This window comes from Pseudomonas sp. NPDC089569 (assembly GCF_050280625.1).
Taxonomy (GTDB): domain Bacteria; phylum Pseudomonadota; class Gammaproteobacteria; order Pseudomonadales; family Pseudomonadaceae; genus Aquipseudomonas.
Map to the genome: position 1 here is coordinate 26186 of NZ_JBNNVQ010000015.1, position 15545 is coordinate 41730.

At 62.5% G+C, this 15545-nt stretch carries 12 protein-coding genes; all 12 read left to right on the plus strand.

Annotation, left to right across the window (positions count from 1 at the left end):
* Positions 1-293 precede the first annotated feature (293 nt).
* The 12 genes from ACQKP2_RS09680 (at position 294) to ACQKP2_RS09735 (ending at position 15460) form a co-directional block, all read left to right on the plus strand.
* On the plus strand, positions 294-1181 hold the full coding sequence (locus ACQKP2_RS09680; protein ID WP_427576046.1) for a TauD/TfdA dioxygenase family protein: 888 nt from the start codon (positions 294-296) through the stop codon (positions 1179-1181).
* Between the two features lie 18 nt (positions 1182-1199).
* Complete coding sequence (locus ACQKP2_RS09685; RefSeq protein WP_427576047.1) at positions 1200-2225, plus strand: ABC transporter substrate-binding protein; 1026 nt, start codon at positions 1200-1202, stop codon at positions 2223-2225.
* 5 nt (positions 2226-2230) lie between these two features.
* Positions 2231-3094 (plus strand): ABC transporter ATP-binding protein, encoded by an 864-nt coding sequence (locus ACQKP2_RS09690; RefSeq protein ID WP_427576048.1) that lies wholly within the window; start codon positions 2231-2233, stop codon positions 3092-3094.
* 21 nt (positions 3095-3115) lie between these two features.
* The gene (locus tag ACQKP2_RS09695) at positions 3116-3982 is read left to right on the plus strand and encodes an ABC transporter permease (protein WP_427576049.1); all 867 of its coding nucleotides are present in this window, start codon (positions 3116-3118) and stop codon (positions 3980-3982) included.
* Between the two features lie 178 nt (positions 3983-4160).
* On the plus strand, positions 4161-5078 hold the full coding sequence (locus ACQKP2_RS09700; protein ID WP_427576050.1) for a LysR family transcriptional regulator: 918 nt from the start codon (positions 4161-4163) through the stop codon (positions 5076-5078).
* Between the two features lie 188 nt (positions 5079-5266).
* On the plus strand, positions 5267-6799 hold the full coding sequence (locus tag ACQKP2_RS09705; RefSeq protein WP_427576051.1) for an MFS transporter: 1533 nt from the start codon (positions 5267-5269) through the stop codon (positions 6797-6799).
* Between the two features lie 26 nt (positions 6800-6825).
* Positions 6826-7893 carry an HlyD family secretion protein gene (locus tag ACQKP2_RS09710; RefSeq protein ID WP_427576052.1) on the plus strand — a complete coding sequence of 356 codons (1068 nt, stop codon included), beginning with the start codon at positions 6826-6828 and terminating at the stop codon, positions 7891-7893.
* Complete coding sequence (locus ACQKP2_RS09715) at positions 7890-9464, plus strand: efflux transporter outer membrane subunit (RefSeq protein ID WP_427576053.1); 1575 nt, start codon at positions 7890-7892, stop codon at positions 9462-9464. Before ACQKP2_RS09710 ends, ACQKP2_RS09715 begins: the two co-directional genes overlap by 4 nt.
* An 80-nt stretch (positions 9465-9544) precedes the next feature.
* Positions 9545-10324 carry an efflux RND transporter periplasmic adaptor subunit gene (locus ACQKP2_RS09720; RefSeq protein WP_427576054.1) on the plus strand — a complete coding sequence of 260 codons (780 nt, stop codon included), beginning with the start codon at positions 9545-9547 and terminating at the stop codon, positions 10322-10324.
* Positions 10321-11640, plus strand: coding sequence for an efflux RND transporter periplasmic adaptor subunit (locus tag ACQKP2_RS09725; RefSeq protein WP_427576055.1), 1320 nt, complete (start codon positions 10321-10323; stop codon positions 11638-11640). The genes ACQKP2_RS09720 and ACQKP2_RS09725 overlap by 4 nt, the downstream gene beginning before the upstream one ends.
* Positions 11641-13737 carry a biotin/lipoyl-binding protein gene (locus tag ACQKP2_RS09730; RefSeq protein ID WP_427576056.1) on the plus strand — a complete coding sequence of 699 codons (2097 nt, stop codon included), beginning with the start codon at positions 11641-11643 and terminating at the stop codon, positions 13735-13737. It begins immediately after the preceding gene.
* A gap of 139 nt (positions 13738-13876) precedes the next feature.
* Complete coding sequence (locus ACQKP2_RS09735) at positions 13877-15460, plus strand: glycosyltransferase family 39 protein (RefSeq protein ID WP_427576057.1); 1584 nt, start codon at positions 13877-13879, stop codon at positions 15458-15460.
* The last annotated feature ends 85 nt before the right edge of the window (positions 15461-15545 follow it).

Sequence of the window (15545 nt, forward strand, 5' to 3'; positions counted from 1 at the left end):
GGATTCTGGGGTGTGATTGATGGCCTCATCGCGAGCAGGCTCGCTCCCACGGGGTTTTGGTGATCGATTGTGGGAGCGAGCCTGCTCGCGATGGCAGCCTCAAAAACGACAAACATCAAAAGCCATATCAATATTCATTAACGATATTTAAATTTCGTTTCTTATACCTATAAAGTCACTTCCCTGCGTACCCACCGACCAATCGGCGCGCCGCACGACACGAACCAACACGGGACTTCCGTGAGTTTCTGATCGACGCGCGCCATTGAGCGTGCCGTACGTGGGAGTGATTTATGCCAGCCGCTTCAGCATCGCCCGTCATCGCGCCACAATTCTTTGAAATCCGCCCGTTCAGCGGTGCGGTGGGCGCCGAAATCATCGGCCTCGACCTGTCCCGCCCGCTCAATGACCAGGACTTCGCGCGCATTCACCGCGCGCATCTGGATCACCACGTGGTGGTGTTCCGCGACCAGCACATTACCCCGCAGCAGCACATCGATTTCAGCCGCCGTTTCGGTGTGTTGCAGATCCATGTGCTCAAGCAGTTCCTGCTGGCCAATCACCCGGAAATCCTCATCGTTTCCAACATCGTCGAGAACGGCCAGAACATCGGCCTGGGTGACGCCGGCAAGTTCTGGCACTCCGACCTCTCCTACAAGGCACTGCCGAGCCTGGGCTCGATGCTGCACGCCCAGGAATTGCCGAGCGAGGGCGGCGACACGCTGTTCGCCGACATGCACAAAGCCTGGGACAACCTGCCCGAGGCGCTGCGCAAAGCCGTCGAGGGTCGCTCGGCGGCGCACTCCTACACAGCGCGTTACAGCGAAACAAAATTCGAAGGCAACTGGCGCCCGACCCTGACCCCGGAGCAGCTCGCCCAAGTGGCCGAAGTGGTGCACCCGATCGTGCGTACTCACCCGGAGAATGGCCGCAAGGCGTTGTTCGTCAGCGAGGGCTTCACCACCCGCATCGTTGGCCTGCCGGAGGACGAAAGCCAGCAGCTGCTGGCCGAGCTCTACGCCCACAGCGTGTTGCCGCAGAACATCTACCGCCATCAGTGGCAGCCCCATGACCTGGTGTTCTGGGACAACCGTTCGCTGATCCACCTCGCCGCCGGATGCCCCAGCCATCTGCGCCGCAAGTTGTATCGCACCACCATCCAGGGCGACGCGCCTTACTGATTTTTCGGAGATTCGACCATGTCCAAACGTCTTCCATTCGCACCACTGGCCGCCGCCATCGGCCTGGGTTTCAGCCTGATCGCCGGCAGCCTGGTGGCGCCGACGGTGGCCCACGCCGAGGGTGAAATCCGCATCGCCGAACAGTTCGGCATCGTGTATCTGTTGCTCAACGTGGTCCGCGATCAAAACCTGATCGAGAAGCATGGCAAGCAGGAAGGCATCGACATCAAGGTCGACTGGACCCAGCTCTCCGGCGGCGCGGCGGTCAACGATGCGTTGCTCGCAGGCTCCATCGACATTGCCGGTGCCGGCGTCGGCCCCTTGCTGACTATCTGGGATCGCACCCACGGCAAGCAGAACGTCAAGGCCGTGGCTTCGCTGGGTAACTTCCCGTACTACCTGGTGAGCAACAATCCCAAGGTCAAGACCATCGCCGACTTCACCGACAAGGACCGCATCGCGGTGCCGGCGGTGGGCGTTTCGGTGCAGTCGCGCTTCCTGCAATACGCAGCGGCCAAACAGTGGGGCGACAAGGAGTTCAATCGTCTGGACAAGTACACCATCGCCGTTCCGCACCCCGATGCCACGGCGGCACTGGTGGCGGGTGGCACCGAGTTGACCGGGCATTTCTCCAACCCGCCGTTCCAGGACCAGGCGCTGGAAAATCCGAACGTGCACGTGGTGCTCAATTCCTATGACGTGCTCGGCCCGAACTCGCCGACGGTGTTGTTCGCTACCGAGAAATTCCGCAACGACAACCCGAAAACCTACAAAGCCTTCATCGACGCGCTGACCGAAGCCGCGCAATTCGCCCAGAACGACAAGGGGGCGGCGGCGGACACTTACATCCGTGTCACCAAGGCGAAAATCGACCGCGCCGCGTTGCTGAAAATCATCGACAACCCGCAGTTCGAATTCAGTGTCACGCCGAAAAACACCTACCCGCTGGCCGAGTTTCTCTACCGTGTGGGCGCGATCAAAAACAAACCGGATTCGTGGAAGGACTACTTCTTCCAGGACGCCAAACCGCTGCAAGGGAGCTGATCGCCATGAACGCTCCTTTGCAAGACCACACGGTCAGCAAACCCAACGCGACAGCCGTCCAGGCACTGCTGTCGGTCGATAAGGTCAGTCTTGAATACCGCACGCCGCAGCGCGTGGTGCGGGCGACTCATCAGGTCAGTTTCGATATCGACCCGGCGGATCGTTTTGTGCTGCTCGGTCCGTCCGGCTGCGGCAAGTCGACCTTGCTCAAGGCCGCTGCCGGATTCATCCAGCCAGTGGAAGGCGAGATCCGTCTGCAAGGCCAGCGCGTCGATGCGCCGGGGCCGGACCGAATCGTGGTGTTCCAGGAGTTCGATCAACTGCCACCGTGGAAAACCGTCAAACAGAACGTGATGTTCCCGCTACTGGCGTCCAAAACCCTCAAGCGCAAGGAGGCTGAGGAACGGGCGCTGCACTATCTGGAAAAAGTGGGGCTGGCGGCGTTCGCCGATGCCTATCCGCACACCCTGTCGGGCGGCATGAAGGCACGGGTGGCCATTGCGCGGGCGCTGGCCATGCAGCCGAAAATCCTCTTGATGGACGAACCCTTCGCCGCCCTCGACGCCCTGACGCGGCGCAAGATGCAGGAAGAATTGCTGCTGCTCTGGGAGGAAGTGCGCTTCACGTTGCTGTTTGTCACCCACTCCATCGAAGAAGCACTGGTGGTGGGCAATCGTATCCTGCTGTTGTCGCCGCATCCGGGGCGGGTGCGGGCCGAGGTACACAGCCATCAATACGATTTGCACAGTCTGGGAGGCGTGGCATTTCAGGAATCGGCGCGGCGCATTCATCGCTTGTTGTTCGATGAAGGCCATTCAGCGCAAACCGAGCATGAGCTGGGCTTCGCCGACATCCGTATCGCGTATTGAACTCGTTCAGAGGAAAGCCCGATGAGCCACTTATCATCCCCGCGTGAAGCGTTCGAAATCGATTTACAGCCACTGACCAGCGTACCGCTGGAGCGTGAATTGCCCTTTGGCCAGCGCCTGTGGCAGCAAGGCTGGTTGCGCAAAGGTCTGATCCTGATTGTGCTCGCCGTGTTGTGGGAGGTCGTTGCTCGTTACCAGAATAACGACCTGTTGTTGCCGAGTTTCATGCAAACCGCGCACGCGCTGTACGACGGTCTGCTCAGCGGCGAGTTGTTGGGCAAGGTGTGGATTTCGCTGGTGGTGCTGCTCAAGGGATACCTGATCGGCATCGTCCTGGCGTTTGCCCTGACCACGCTGGCGGTGTCGACGCAACTGGGGCGCGACCTGCTCAGCACCCTGACCTCGATGTTCAACCCGCTGCCGGCCATCGCCCTGCTGCCGCTGGCGCTGCTGTGGTTCGGCCTGGGGCAGAACAGCCTGATTTTCGTACTGGTGCACTCGGTACTCTGGGCGCTGGCGCTGAACACCTACGCAGGCTTCCTCGGCGTCTCGGAAACCCTGCGCATGGCCGGACGCAACTACGGCCTCAAGGGCTTGCGCCTGGTGCTGTTCATCCTGATCCCGGCGGCGCTGCCCTCGATCCTCGCCGGCCTGAAAATCGGCTGGGCCTTCGCCTGGCGCACCCTCATCGCCGCCGAACTGGTCTTCGGCGCCACCAGCGGCAAGGGCGGGCTGGGCTGGTACATCTTCCAGAACCGCAACGAGCTTTACACGGACAAGGTGTTTGCGGGGTTGGCAGTGGTGATCCTGATTGGGTTGCTGGTGGAGAATCTGGTGTTTGATTCGCTGGAGCGGGTGACGGTGAAGCGGTGGGGGATGGTGCGCTAATTCCGAAACACGCCACACCTGTAGGAGCGAGCATGCTCGCGATGGTCGTTAACGATGACGCGTGCTCACTGGTTAAACGCGGTGCTCATGAGTTCATCGCGAGCGTGCTCGCTCCTACAGTGGGAGGGTTTGCTAGCATTGCGTCTGGATTAATCATGACCAGCCACGAGTGCTCACCATGCAACTACCGGACATGAACCTGTTGGTCGCCCTCGACGCCTTGCTCGACGAGGGCAGTGTGGTGGGGGCGGCGCGGCGGATGAATTTGAGTCCGGCGGCGATGAGCCGGACGTTGACGCGTATTCGCGAGGCCATTGGCGATCCGATTCTGGTGCGCGCCGGGCGGGGTCTGGTGCCCACGCCCAAGGCATTGGAACTGCGTGAGCAGGTGCGGGATCTGGTGGAGCAGGCCGCACAGTTGTTTCACTCGGCCCGTGTCGTGGATCTGGGCAGTCTGCGTCGGCGCTTCAGTATTCGGGCCAACGATTTCTTCATCGGTATTTTCGGCGGCAGGCTGTTCGACACCCTGGAGCGCCAGGCGCCGCATTGCGAGCTGCGCTTCGTGCCGGAGGGCGATGGCGACGACGAGGCCTTGCGCGAGGGTCGCATCGATCTGAGCGTCAGCAACAACCGGCCGCTGATGCCGGAAGTCAAAGTGCAGAACCTGTTTTCCACCCAGTTTGTCGGCCTGGTGCGCGAGGACCATCCGCTGCTCGATGAGGAGATCACTGCCGAGCGTTTTGCCGGATTTCCCCATATCAGCATGTCGCGCCGCGGCATTGCGCGCGGGCCTATCGACACGGCTCTGAACACCTTGGGGCTGGAGCGGCGGGTGGCGGTGATCGCGCCGAGCTTTCATGCGGCCATGTTCGCCTTGCCGGACACTGACCTGATTCTGCCGGTGCCCAGGGAAACGCTGTTGAGCGTTCGCCGGCTGGGCCTGAAGTTGCGTTCGTTCACCCTGCCGGTGCCGTTGCCGACCATCATGCTGACCCAGGCCTGGCATCCCCGATTCGACAATGATCCGGCGCACCGCTGGCTGCGCGAGACACTGAAAAGCTGCTGCGACGAGACCTGGCAATCGGCCCGGCCTTAACACCTATGGATGGTGTTGCACCTGACGCGGCGGTGATAGTTTCTCTCCTCCTTTTTCGTGAGCCGGGTGTCCGGCACAGACCTTCAATTGCTGCGTCTGGCGCACTTATACATTGCCGATAAGTCAGTTTTCGTCAGTGATTGCCATTCGTAGACTGCAACCTTCCTGATTTTCGGAGTTTCGAACCGATGACCTCTCTGACGGCCACGGCGCCTTTGGCTGCGCCATTACCGCCCGCCGCGCCTGTGGTTTTTGGTCCAAGGATCATTATCGGCCTGGTGGGCGTGCTGCTGGCCGTGCTGGTTTCGGGCCTGAATGAGATGGTAACCAAGGTCGCCCTGGCCGATATACGCGGCGGTTTGTCCATCGGCTACGACGAGGGCACCTGGCTGGTCGCCAGTTACACGGCGACCTCGGTGGCGGCTATGGCCTTCGCGCCCTGGTGTTCGGTGACCTTCTCGCTGCGGCGCTTCACCCTTTGCGCGATCGGCGTGTTCACCCTGCTGGGCGTGTTGTGCCCGCTGGCCCCGAACTACGAAAGCCTGCTGGTTTTGCGCACATTGCAGGGCCTGGCCGGTGGCGCGCTGCCCCCCATGCTTATGACGGTTGCCCTGCGTTTTCTGCCGGCCAATGTGAAGTTGTACGGTCTGGCCGGCTATACCCTGACAGCCACCTTCGGACCTGGATTGGGCACGCCGCTGGCGGGGTTGTGGACCGAGTATGTCGGTTGGCAATGGACCTTCTGGCAAATCGTCGTGCCTTGCTTGATCGCCATGGTCGCCATGGCCTGGGGCATTCCCCAGGACCCGCTGCGACTGGAGCGTTTCAAACAGTTCAACTGGCGCGGCCTGCTGTTGGGGTTCCCGGCGATCTGCATGCTGGTGATCGGCATTTTGCAGGGCAATCGGCTGGACTGGTTCGAGTCGAGCCTGATCAGCGGCCTGCTGGTGGGCGGGACGCTATTGCTGGTGCTGTTTCTGATCAATGAATGGTCGCAGCCCATCCCGTTTTTCAAGATGCAGATGCTCGGCATCCGCAACCTCTCGTTCGCGTTGCTGACCCTGGCTGGCGTGTTGGTGGTGCTGCTGGCCGTGGTCATCATTCCGTCCAGCTACCTGGCGCAGGTCCAGGGTTATCGCCCGGTGCAGACCGCGCCCATCACACTGCTGGCGGCGCTGCCGCAATTGATCGCGCTGCCGTTGGTGGCGACGCTGTGCAATTTCCGCTGGGTGGATTGCCGTTGGGTGCTGGGGATCGGCCTGAGCATGCTGGTGCTTTCCTGCCTCGGTGGATCGCAGCTGACATTGGCGTGGATACGCGACGATTTTTATGTGCTGCAACTGCTGCAGATCTTTGGCCAGCCCATGGCCGTGCTGCCGCTGCTGATGCTCTCGACCGGTAGCATCAACCCGATGGACGGGCCGTTCGCGTCGTCCTGGTTCAACACCGTCAAAGGCCTGGCATCGGTGATCGCCACGGGTGTGCTCGAAGCACTGACCACCGCGCGCCTGCACTTTCATTCGACGATGCTGGTCGACCACCTCGGCAATTCACCTCTGGTCGATGCCGACAGCACAGGCCTTGCCCATCGCCTGCATGAGCAGGCCGTGGTGCTGACCGCCTCGGATCTTTACCTGTGCATGGCCGGTGTCGCGGTGACGCTGATCCTGCTGATTTTCTGGTTGCCGACGCGGATTTATCCGCCGCGCGCACCGTCCTGAATGCTCCACTGAAACTGAAGGTTTTTATGACGACTCAATCGAAGCAAAAAGTGGCCGTGGGCGTTGCCGTGCTGATCGCGGTGGGCACAGTGGTTTATCTGCTGGCCCCCGGCCTGTTCGGCCAGCGCACGCAGCAGAGCACCAACGACGCTTTTGTCTCGGCGGACTACACCCTGGTGGTGCCGCGCGTGGCCGGCTTCATCAAGCAGGTGCTGGTCGAAGACAACCAGCAGGTCAAGGCCGGACAGTTGCTGGCGTTGATCGATGACCGCGACCTGCGCGCCGCCGCCGATGCGGCTGCCGCCGAAGCGCTGGTGGCCCGGGCGCAACTGCAAAATGCCCGGGCGACCTTGGAGCGGCAGGCTTCGGTAATCGCTCAGGCGCAGGCCAGCGTGGTGTCGGCCAAGGCCGAAATGGCGTTCGCCGAACATGAACTGAACCGCTACAACCACCTCGCCGGGGTCGGCGCCGGTACGGTACAGAATGCGCAGCAGGCGCGTACGCGCATCGATCAGGCCAGCGCACGGTTGACCAACGTGACGGCGGTGCTGGCCGCCGAGCGCAAGCAGGTAGACATCCTGACGGCACAGCGCGACGGCGCCGAAGGCGGTTTGCAGCGCGCGCAGGCAAAGCTGGAAATGGCCAGCTATGAGCTGTCCTACACACGCATCGTCGCGCCGCAGGACGGCATGGTCGGTGAGCGCGCCGTGCGCGTGGGCGCTTATGTCACGCCGGGCAGCAAGCTGTTGGCGGTGGTGCCCTTGGCGCAGGCTTATGTAGTGGCCAATTTTCAGGAAACCCAATTGACCCATGTGCAGCCGGGCCAGAAGGTGCAGGTGCGGGTCGATACCTTTGATGGCGCCGTGCTCAATGGTCGTGTCGAGAGCGTCGCCCCGGCCACCGGCGTGACCTTCGCCTCGGTCAAGCCGGACAACGCGACGGGCAACTTCACCAAGGTTGTGCAGCGGATTCCGGTCAAGATTGTTCTGGAGCCGGGGCAGCCTTTGGCCGAGCGGTTGCGGGTGGGGATGTCGGTGGAGGCGAAGATTGACACGGCCAGTGTGGGTGTCGGGCAAGAGGTTGTTCAGCAATGATTTTTTTTGTCGACTGTACTGCCGCCATCGCGGGCAAGCCCGCTCCCACAATAGGCGGGTGTGAACACAAAACTTGCGACCAACCGATAACCCTGTGGGAGCGGGCTTGCCCGCGAAGAGGCCATCAGCCTCGACTCATCACTAGCGCCTTGCTTGCATTGAGCCTCTCAGCCTGCACCGTCGGCCCGGACTTTCACAAACCCGAGGCTGTGCAGGTGACGCAATGGTCGAAACCCTCTAACGCCGCAGCCAGCCGGGCCGTCGACGAGACAATCGGCGAACGCTGGTGGGAGATGTTCAACGACCCGAAACTCTCGGCCTTGAGCCAGCGTGCACTGACCGACAACCTCGACCTGAAGCTCGCCGGCAGTCGCTTGCAGCAAAGCCGCGCGGTGCGCCAGGTGGTGACCGCCGACCGGTATCCGACAACGGCCGCCACCGGTGGTTATGCCCGTAAACGCAACAGCGGCGAGGGGTTGCTCGACCCATCGGGGAACAATGGCCAATCGACGTTCAACCTGTGGGATGCGGGTTTCTCTGCTGCCTGGGAGCTGGATTTGTGGGGGCGCGTGCGCCGCGAAACCGAAGCCGCCGACGCCACCCTGGAAGTCGCCGAAAACGACCGTCGTGGTGTGTTGATCTCGGTGTTGGCCGAAACCGCCCAGGACTACATTCAACTGCGCGGCGTGCAGAACACCCGCGCGGTCACTGAACAGAACCTTGAGGTCGCCCGTCACAGCCTGGAGTTGTCGCAGCTGCGCCTGGCGGACGGTGTCGCCACCGATCTGGACGTCGCCGAGGCCGCCGCGCAAGTCGCGGCCATCGAATCGCGCTTGCCTGCGCTGCAACAGCGCCAGTCGCAATTGATCAATGCCTTGAGCCTGCTGATGGGCGAACCGCCGCAGGCATTGGCCGTCGAGTTATCCACAGACGCGCCGGTGCCACAGACGCCGCATCAGGTCGCCATTGGCCTGCCGTCGCAACTGGCCGAGCGCCGCCCGGACATTCGTCAGGCCGAGGCCCGCCTGCATGCGGCGACCGCCAGCATTGGCGTGGCCAAGGGCGATTTCTATCCGCGCATCACTCTGTCGGGCAATGTCGGTTCGCAAGCCCTGCAGCTGGGCGATTTCGGTTCCTGGGGTTCGCGCACCTTCGGCATCGGTCCGCAGTTCAGCTTGCCGCTGTTCGACGGCGGGCGCCTGCGCGGCGTGTTGAACCTGCGCGAAGCCCAGCAACAGGAAGCGGCCATTGCCTACCAGCAAACCGTGCTGCGCGCCTGGCATGAGATCGACGACCAGTTGAGCGCCTATAACGCCAGCCAACTGCGCCGCGACAGCCTGGCCGAAGCCGTGCGGCAAAACCGGATCGCTTTGCAGACCGCACAACGGCAGTACGTTGAGGGCGTGGTGGATTTCGTCAACGTACTCACCGTACAAGGCGCTCTGCTGGCTACCCAGGAACAATGGGTGGAAAGCTCCACCGGCGTCTCGCTGGCGGCGGTCGGCCTGTTCAAGGCGTTGGGTGGCGGGTGGGAGTCGGTATACCCGTTGGCGCAGACGGCCCAGCGTTAATCCACCCGCAATGATGGCCATTGGCTTGACGGCAAATTCCGCTGCCGTAGACTCCGCTCATCCGACAGGGAGTAGCGGTTATGCGGCGTTTCGGTGTGTGGGGTTTGGGGTTACTTCTGGTGGCGGGTCTGGTGCAGGCGCAGACGCCTGTGGCAGACGATCCGCTGCTCGACAACAACGCTTCGGGCGATGCGCAGGCCAAGGCCGAGGCGCGCGGCGTCCTGCGTGCCCGGGATCAGGCGGTGCTGGCCAGTGAGCTGTCCGGACGGATTGTCGATTTGCCCTTCAGCGAAGGGGAGTCGTTCAAAAAGGGCGATACCCTGGCGCGCTTCGATTGCTCGGCCTACCAGGCGCAGCTCAATGCCGCGCAGGCGGCCAGCCGTGGTGCCGGTGAGGAGCTGGCCCACAATCGACAACTGGCGGCGCTCAATTCCGTCGGCCGCTTCGAGGTGGCGCGGGCCGAGGCCAAGGTCAGCGAGACCCAGGCGCAATCCCAGGTTTATCAGGTACAGGTCAAGCGTTGCAGCGTATTGGCACCCTTCGACGGTCAGGTGGTGGAGCGCAAAGTGCAGCGCTACGAAAGCGTAGCTGCCGGCGCACCGTTGCTGGACGTGGTCGACAATCGCACGCTGGAGATTCATGTGCTGGTGCCGTCACGCTGGATGGCCAGGCTCAAACCCGGCCAGGTTTTCAGTTTTGTCCCAGATGAAACCGGTCAGCCATTGAACGCTACCGTCAAACTCCTGGGCGCGCGGATCGACGAAGGCAGCCAGACGCTGTTGCTGGTGGCCAGCGTGCCCAGCGCCAGTGGACTGTTGTCGGGCATGAGCGGCACTGCGCATTTCCCGGAGTCCAAGTGAACGCCCCGGTCAATGGCGGCGCGGAGCAGGTATTTGCGCGGTTTCTCGACCTCGAACGCCTGACTCGCGCAGCGCGCACACCTGAACAGTTGGCCTACAGCCTGGTCAATGACGGCCAGGCGCTGTTTGGATTTCGCCATGCGGCACTGGTGATCGCCGGCAAGGTGCAAGCCGTGACCGGCGTCACCGCGCTGGAGCCGAACGCCCCGTTTGTGGCATTCGTCGAACAGGCGGTTTCGCAGTTGTTCAAGCACGAGTTGTTGCAGCAGGCGCGGGTGATTGCGCCGGACGTGCTCAGCGAGCCGTTGCGGGCCGACTGGCAAAGCCTGTCTGCCGCGCACGTGTTCTGGCTGCCGCTGATCGATCGGCAGGGCAGCGTATTCGGCGGCCTGTGGCTGGCTCGCGACCTGCCATGGAACCCCGCTGAACAGGTCCTGCTGTCGCAACTGGGCGACACCTTCAGTCATGCCTGGCTGGCCTTGCAACCGCGCAAGCCATGGCGCTTGCGCTGGACCCGCAAGCATCAGCTGGCGCTGGTAGCCGTGCTGTTGCTCGGTCTGGTGATCCCGGTGCGCCAATCGGTGCTGGCACCGGCTGAAGTGGTGCCATTAGGTGGTCGGGTGGTGGCTGCGCCACTGGATGGCGTCATTGCCGAGTTTTTGGTCAAGCCCAATCAGGTCGTGAAAACCGGTGACCTGTTGCTGCGTTTTGAAAGCACCACGCTCAAGGCCCAGGCCGATGTCGCCGAACGTGCGCTCGGGGTGGCCGAAGCAGAGCTCAAGGCCAATTCCCAGCGATCGTTCGCCGATGCCGAGTCCAGTTCCAAGGTGGATCTGCTGGCCGCCCGGGTCGAACAGAAACGCGCCGAATTCGACTATGCCCGTGAACTGCTCAAGCGCAGCGAAGTACGTGCCGAACTCGACGGTATCGCGGTATTCGCCGATGCCGAGCGCTGGACCGGCAAGCCGGTTCAGACCGGAGAGCGGCTGATGGAACTCGCGGACCCCAAGCAGGCGCAATTGCGTATCGAGCTGGCGGTGGGGGACGCGATCACCCTGGAGCCCGGTGCCGAAGTCGCGTTGTTCCTGGACAGTGATCCGTTGCAGCGACACCTGGCCCGGCTCGAACGTTCGGCCTACGAAGCGCAACCCACGGCCGGCGGGCAACTGGCCTATCGCCTGGATGCCAACTTCGATGCTGCGCCTCCCAGGATCGGTTTGCGCGGTACGGCGAAGATCTTCGGTGACCGGGCACCGCTGGCGTTGTACCTGCTGCGTCGGCCTCTGGCGGGCTTGCGCCAGAGTGTGGGGTTCTAGGTGATCCTGCCCGACCTGCGCCCTGACCTGCAATTGTCCGCCGCGGCACCGGCACTGGACGGCTCGCCCTGCTGGACGCTGGCGGACCCGGTGCGCGGACGTTATTTCAAGCTCGGCAGCGCCGCGATGCGATTGTTGCGCCATTGGTCGTTGGGCGATGCCGAGAAAGTCCTGCAAGCGGCCAATCGCGAGCCGGGGCTGGCGCTCGATGGCGCCGAACTTGAGCAGTTGCTGGCGTTTTTGCGCAGCCACGACCTGATTACCGCGCTTGATCCACAGCAGCGGGCCAGTTACAGCCTCAAGGCTGCCGCCGGGCGCCGGAGCCTGTGGCAAATGCTGTTGCATCAGTACCTGTTTTTCCGCATTCCGCTGTGGCGCCCGGAGCGTTTTCTCAATCGCGCCTGGCCGCACCTGGAACGTTTCGGTCCCGGGATGCTGCGTTACGGGTTGCCTGCGGTGCTGTGGCTTGGGGTGTTTCTGGTGTCGCGGGACTGGCAACGCTTTGTCGCCACGTTCCCGCATTTGTTCAGTCTCGGCGGTGCATTGGCTTTTGGCGTGGCGCTGTTCTTCGCCAAACTGTGCCATGAGTTCGGCCATGCCTTCATGGCCAAGCGCGCCGGGTGCCGGGTTCAGAGCATGGGCGTGGCGTTCATGGTGCTGTTGCCGATGTTCTACACCGACGTCAGCGATGCCTGGCGGGTCAATGATCGCCGTGCGCGCCTGCTGATCGGCGCCGGTGGCGTGCTGGCCGAATTGCTGCTGGCGTGCATGGCGTTATTGGCGTGGTCGCTGCTGCCCGACGGGCCGGCACGCACCGCTGCGTTCATGCTGGCCAGTGCGACCTGGATCACCACATTGGTGGTCAATCTCAACCCGTTCATGCGTTTTGACGGCTATTTCCTGCTCAGTGACCTCTGGCAGGTCGACAACCTGCAGGGCCGGGCATTTGCCTTGTGTCGCTGGCGCCTGCGCGAATTCCTGTTCGGTTACGGTGCGGCGGCACCGGAGCCCTGGTCACCGAATATGCAACGGCGTTTGCTGATCTGGGGGTACGGTTCGTGGTTATGGCGCGCGGCATTGTTTTTCGGAATCGCCCTGGCGGTATACCACTTGTTCTTCAAGGTATTGGGGATTTTCCTGATGCTGGTGGAGCTGGTGTGGTTCATCGTTGTACCCATCATGAGTGAATGGCGCCAATGGTGGAGTCGCCGGGAGCAGGCGCACGGGGCACGGGTGCTGCTCAGCAGCCTGGCGGTGCTGGGGCTGTTGCTGGTGCTGGTGGTGCCATGGCGCAGCGCGGTGGAGGTGCCGGCAATGCTGGAAGCCGGCCGTGTCAGCACCCTGCATGCGCCGGTCGCGGCACGGATCAAAACGGTGAATGTGCATGATGGTCAGCCGGTCGCCCAAGGCGATGTACTGATCGAGCTCGAGTCACCGGATCTGGACTCTCGCCAGGCCATCGTGCGCCGGGAAATCCGCATTCAGCAGTTGTTGATGCGTCGTCAGGCCAGCCGCAGTGAAACCGCCGCCGATGCCGGTATCGTCGAGCAGCGCCTGGCCGAGGCCGTGGCCGAGTACCGTGGACTGACTGCCCAGCGCGAGCGATTGCTGTTGCGTGCACCCCATGCGGGAGTCGTGCGCGATCTGTTGCCGCAATGGGCGCCGGGACGCTGGCTCTCCACCCAGGAACCGTTGGCCCGTGTGGTCGAGGAGGGTGTGCGATTGCGCGGATATCTGGCCGAAGCCGAACTCTGGCGCGTGGCGCCGGGTGCCGCCGGGCGTTTTATCGCCGACGATCCGATGCGTCCGGCGATGGCGGTGCAATTGAGTGAAATCGACACCAATGGCGTGGCTTTTATCGATCAGCAAGCGCTGACCTCCGATCACCACGGGCCGATTGCCGTGCGTCGTGACGAGCATCAACGGGCCGAACCGGTGCAGGCCCAATATGGGGCGCGGTTGACTGCTCTGGATTCTGCACCGACGCCTGTGCAGCCGCTGCGGGGTGTGGCCGTGCTGCAGGGCAGCGGCGAGTCATTGCTGGGCGTTGCCTGGCGACGCCTGGCGGCGCTGGGGATCAGGGAAAGCGGCTTCTAGCTTTCTAAAAGAGTTGCAACTGGCAAGTGTTGCCTGATGGCGTTGCATTATCGGGCCAGCATCGACGGTGCTCGGGCGCAGGGTCTAAAGTGAACCCAAAATCAACCGTGCTGGTCACTGATCTTTGCAAGGGGAGGCAATGGAAGCGCGCAGAGAAACACCACTGAGCGGCACTCAAGAGCCACATGCCAATTCCGGCTTCGCCAATGGTGTGTTGCCGCTGATCCGCTGGGCGCGGGAGCACTGGCTGCTACCGATTCTGGTATTGGCCGCGATCGTTCGTTTTTATGACCTGACGGCGGCCGCCATCTGGGGCGACGAGGGCTCCAGCCTGCTGCTGGCCCGTTACACCCTGCCCGACATCTGGCACCACGCGGCCTACGATGTACATCCACCGCTGTACTTCATGCTGTTGCATGGCTGGATGGCGTTGTTCGGCGACGGAATATTCTCCATCCGCTGCCTCAGCGCCTTGCCCGGAATCGCTTCTGTCGGGCTCGGCATATGGCTGGTAGACCGGCTCGCGACCCGTCGCGCCGCGATACTGGCCGGTGTCCTGCTGGCGCTGCTGCCCACGGCCGTGCGCTACAGCCAGGAAGTACGCATGTATTCGCTGCTGGGGCTGTTGCTTCTGGGCGCGACTCTTGCGCTGGTGTACTGGATAAGGCAGCCGGGGCGCCGACGTTATCTGGCAATTTATGCCGTGCTGATGAGTGCAGCGTTGTATACCCATTACTTCGCCGTCCTGTGTGCGCTCAGTCATTGGTTGTACCTGGTCATCCTGCGCGTCAAACCGGGCCATCGACTGGGGCACATCCAGCGTGGTGACTGGTGGCTGGCGAACCTGGCGATCGTCGCGCTGTACCTGCCATGGCTGCCGCAGCTGTTCAACCTGTTGCAGCACATCGACCTGCTCAAGGCCAATGGCGATGTGGGCTGGGAAGACCCGGTCACCCTGTATTCCCTGCCATCGATGGTCTGGTCGCTGCTGATTCAGGACGACGGCGAGCACTTGCCGCTGCTGGTATTTTCCGTGCTGCCGCTATCTTTGCCGCTCGTGGCTGCGATTGCGCTGGTGCGGGATCGAAGCGTGGCCCGAGGCAGCGTTTTGCTGGCGATCTACACCTTCGTCCCGATACTGCTGGTGTTTGCGGTGTCGTTCATTTCGCCGATGTTCATTGAGCGCTACCTCACAGCGTTCGCCCTGGGGCTGCCGATGCTGGTGGCATTGGCCATCGATCGTCTGTACACCGATGCCCGCGTGCTGGCGCTGATGCTGCTGGTGCTGTTTGCCGGGGTCGAACTGGTGGGTTTGAAGAACAACGCCACGGTGGACGTTCGTGATCAGATCAGTGTCATGATCGATGATGTGAACCGGCAGGTTCAGCCCGGCGACCAGATCGTCACCAGCGATATGCTTTGGTACTTGTGTTACGTCTACTACAACCGCAGCGACGCCAAGCCCTTGCTGTACACCCCGCCGCGACCTGACGGTACGTCCAGCCGGCCGAACGACTATGGCTTCGGCACCCTGACCACTGCCGACGTGTACCTGGACAGTCTCGGCGATCTGCCCAAGGGCACTTCGCGGGTCTGGCTGATTGGCACCGCCGACATCCCGGACGAGTTCGTGCCGTTGCCGGCTCAATGGCATCTGCAACATGACATGCGAGCCGGAGGTGCCACTGCGCGGTTGTACCTGTCGGGGGGAAGTCATCCCTGAGCGAATGGCCGTTGAACGTAAATTTTGTGTTCTGGTTATAAAAACTGCGATTGTCGGTCAGTTTGAATTCAACTGATGTCAAATT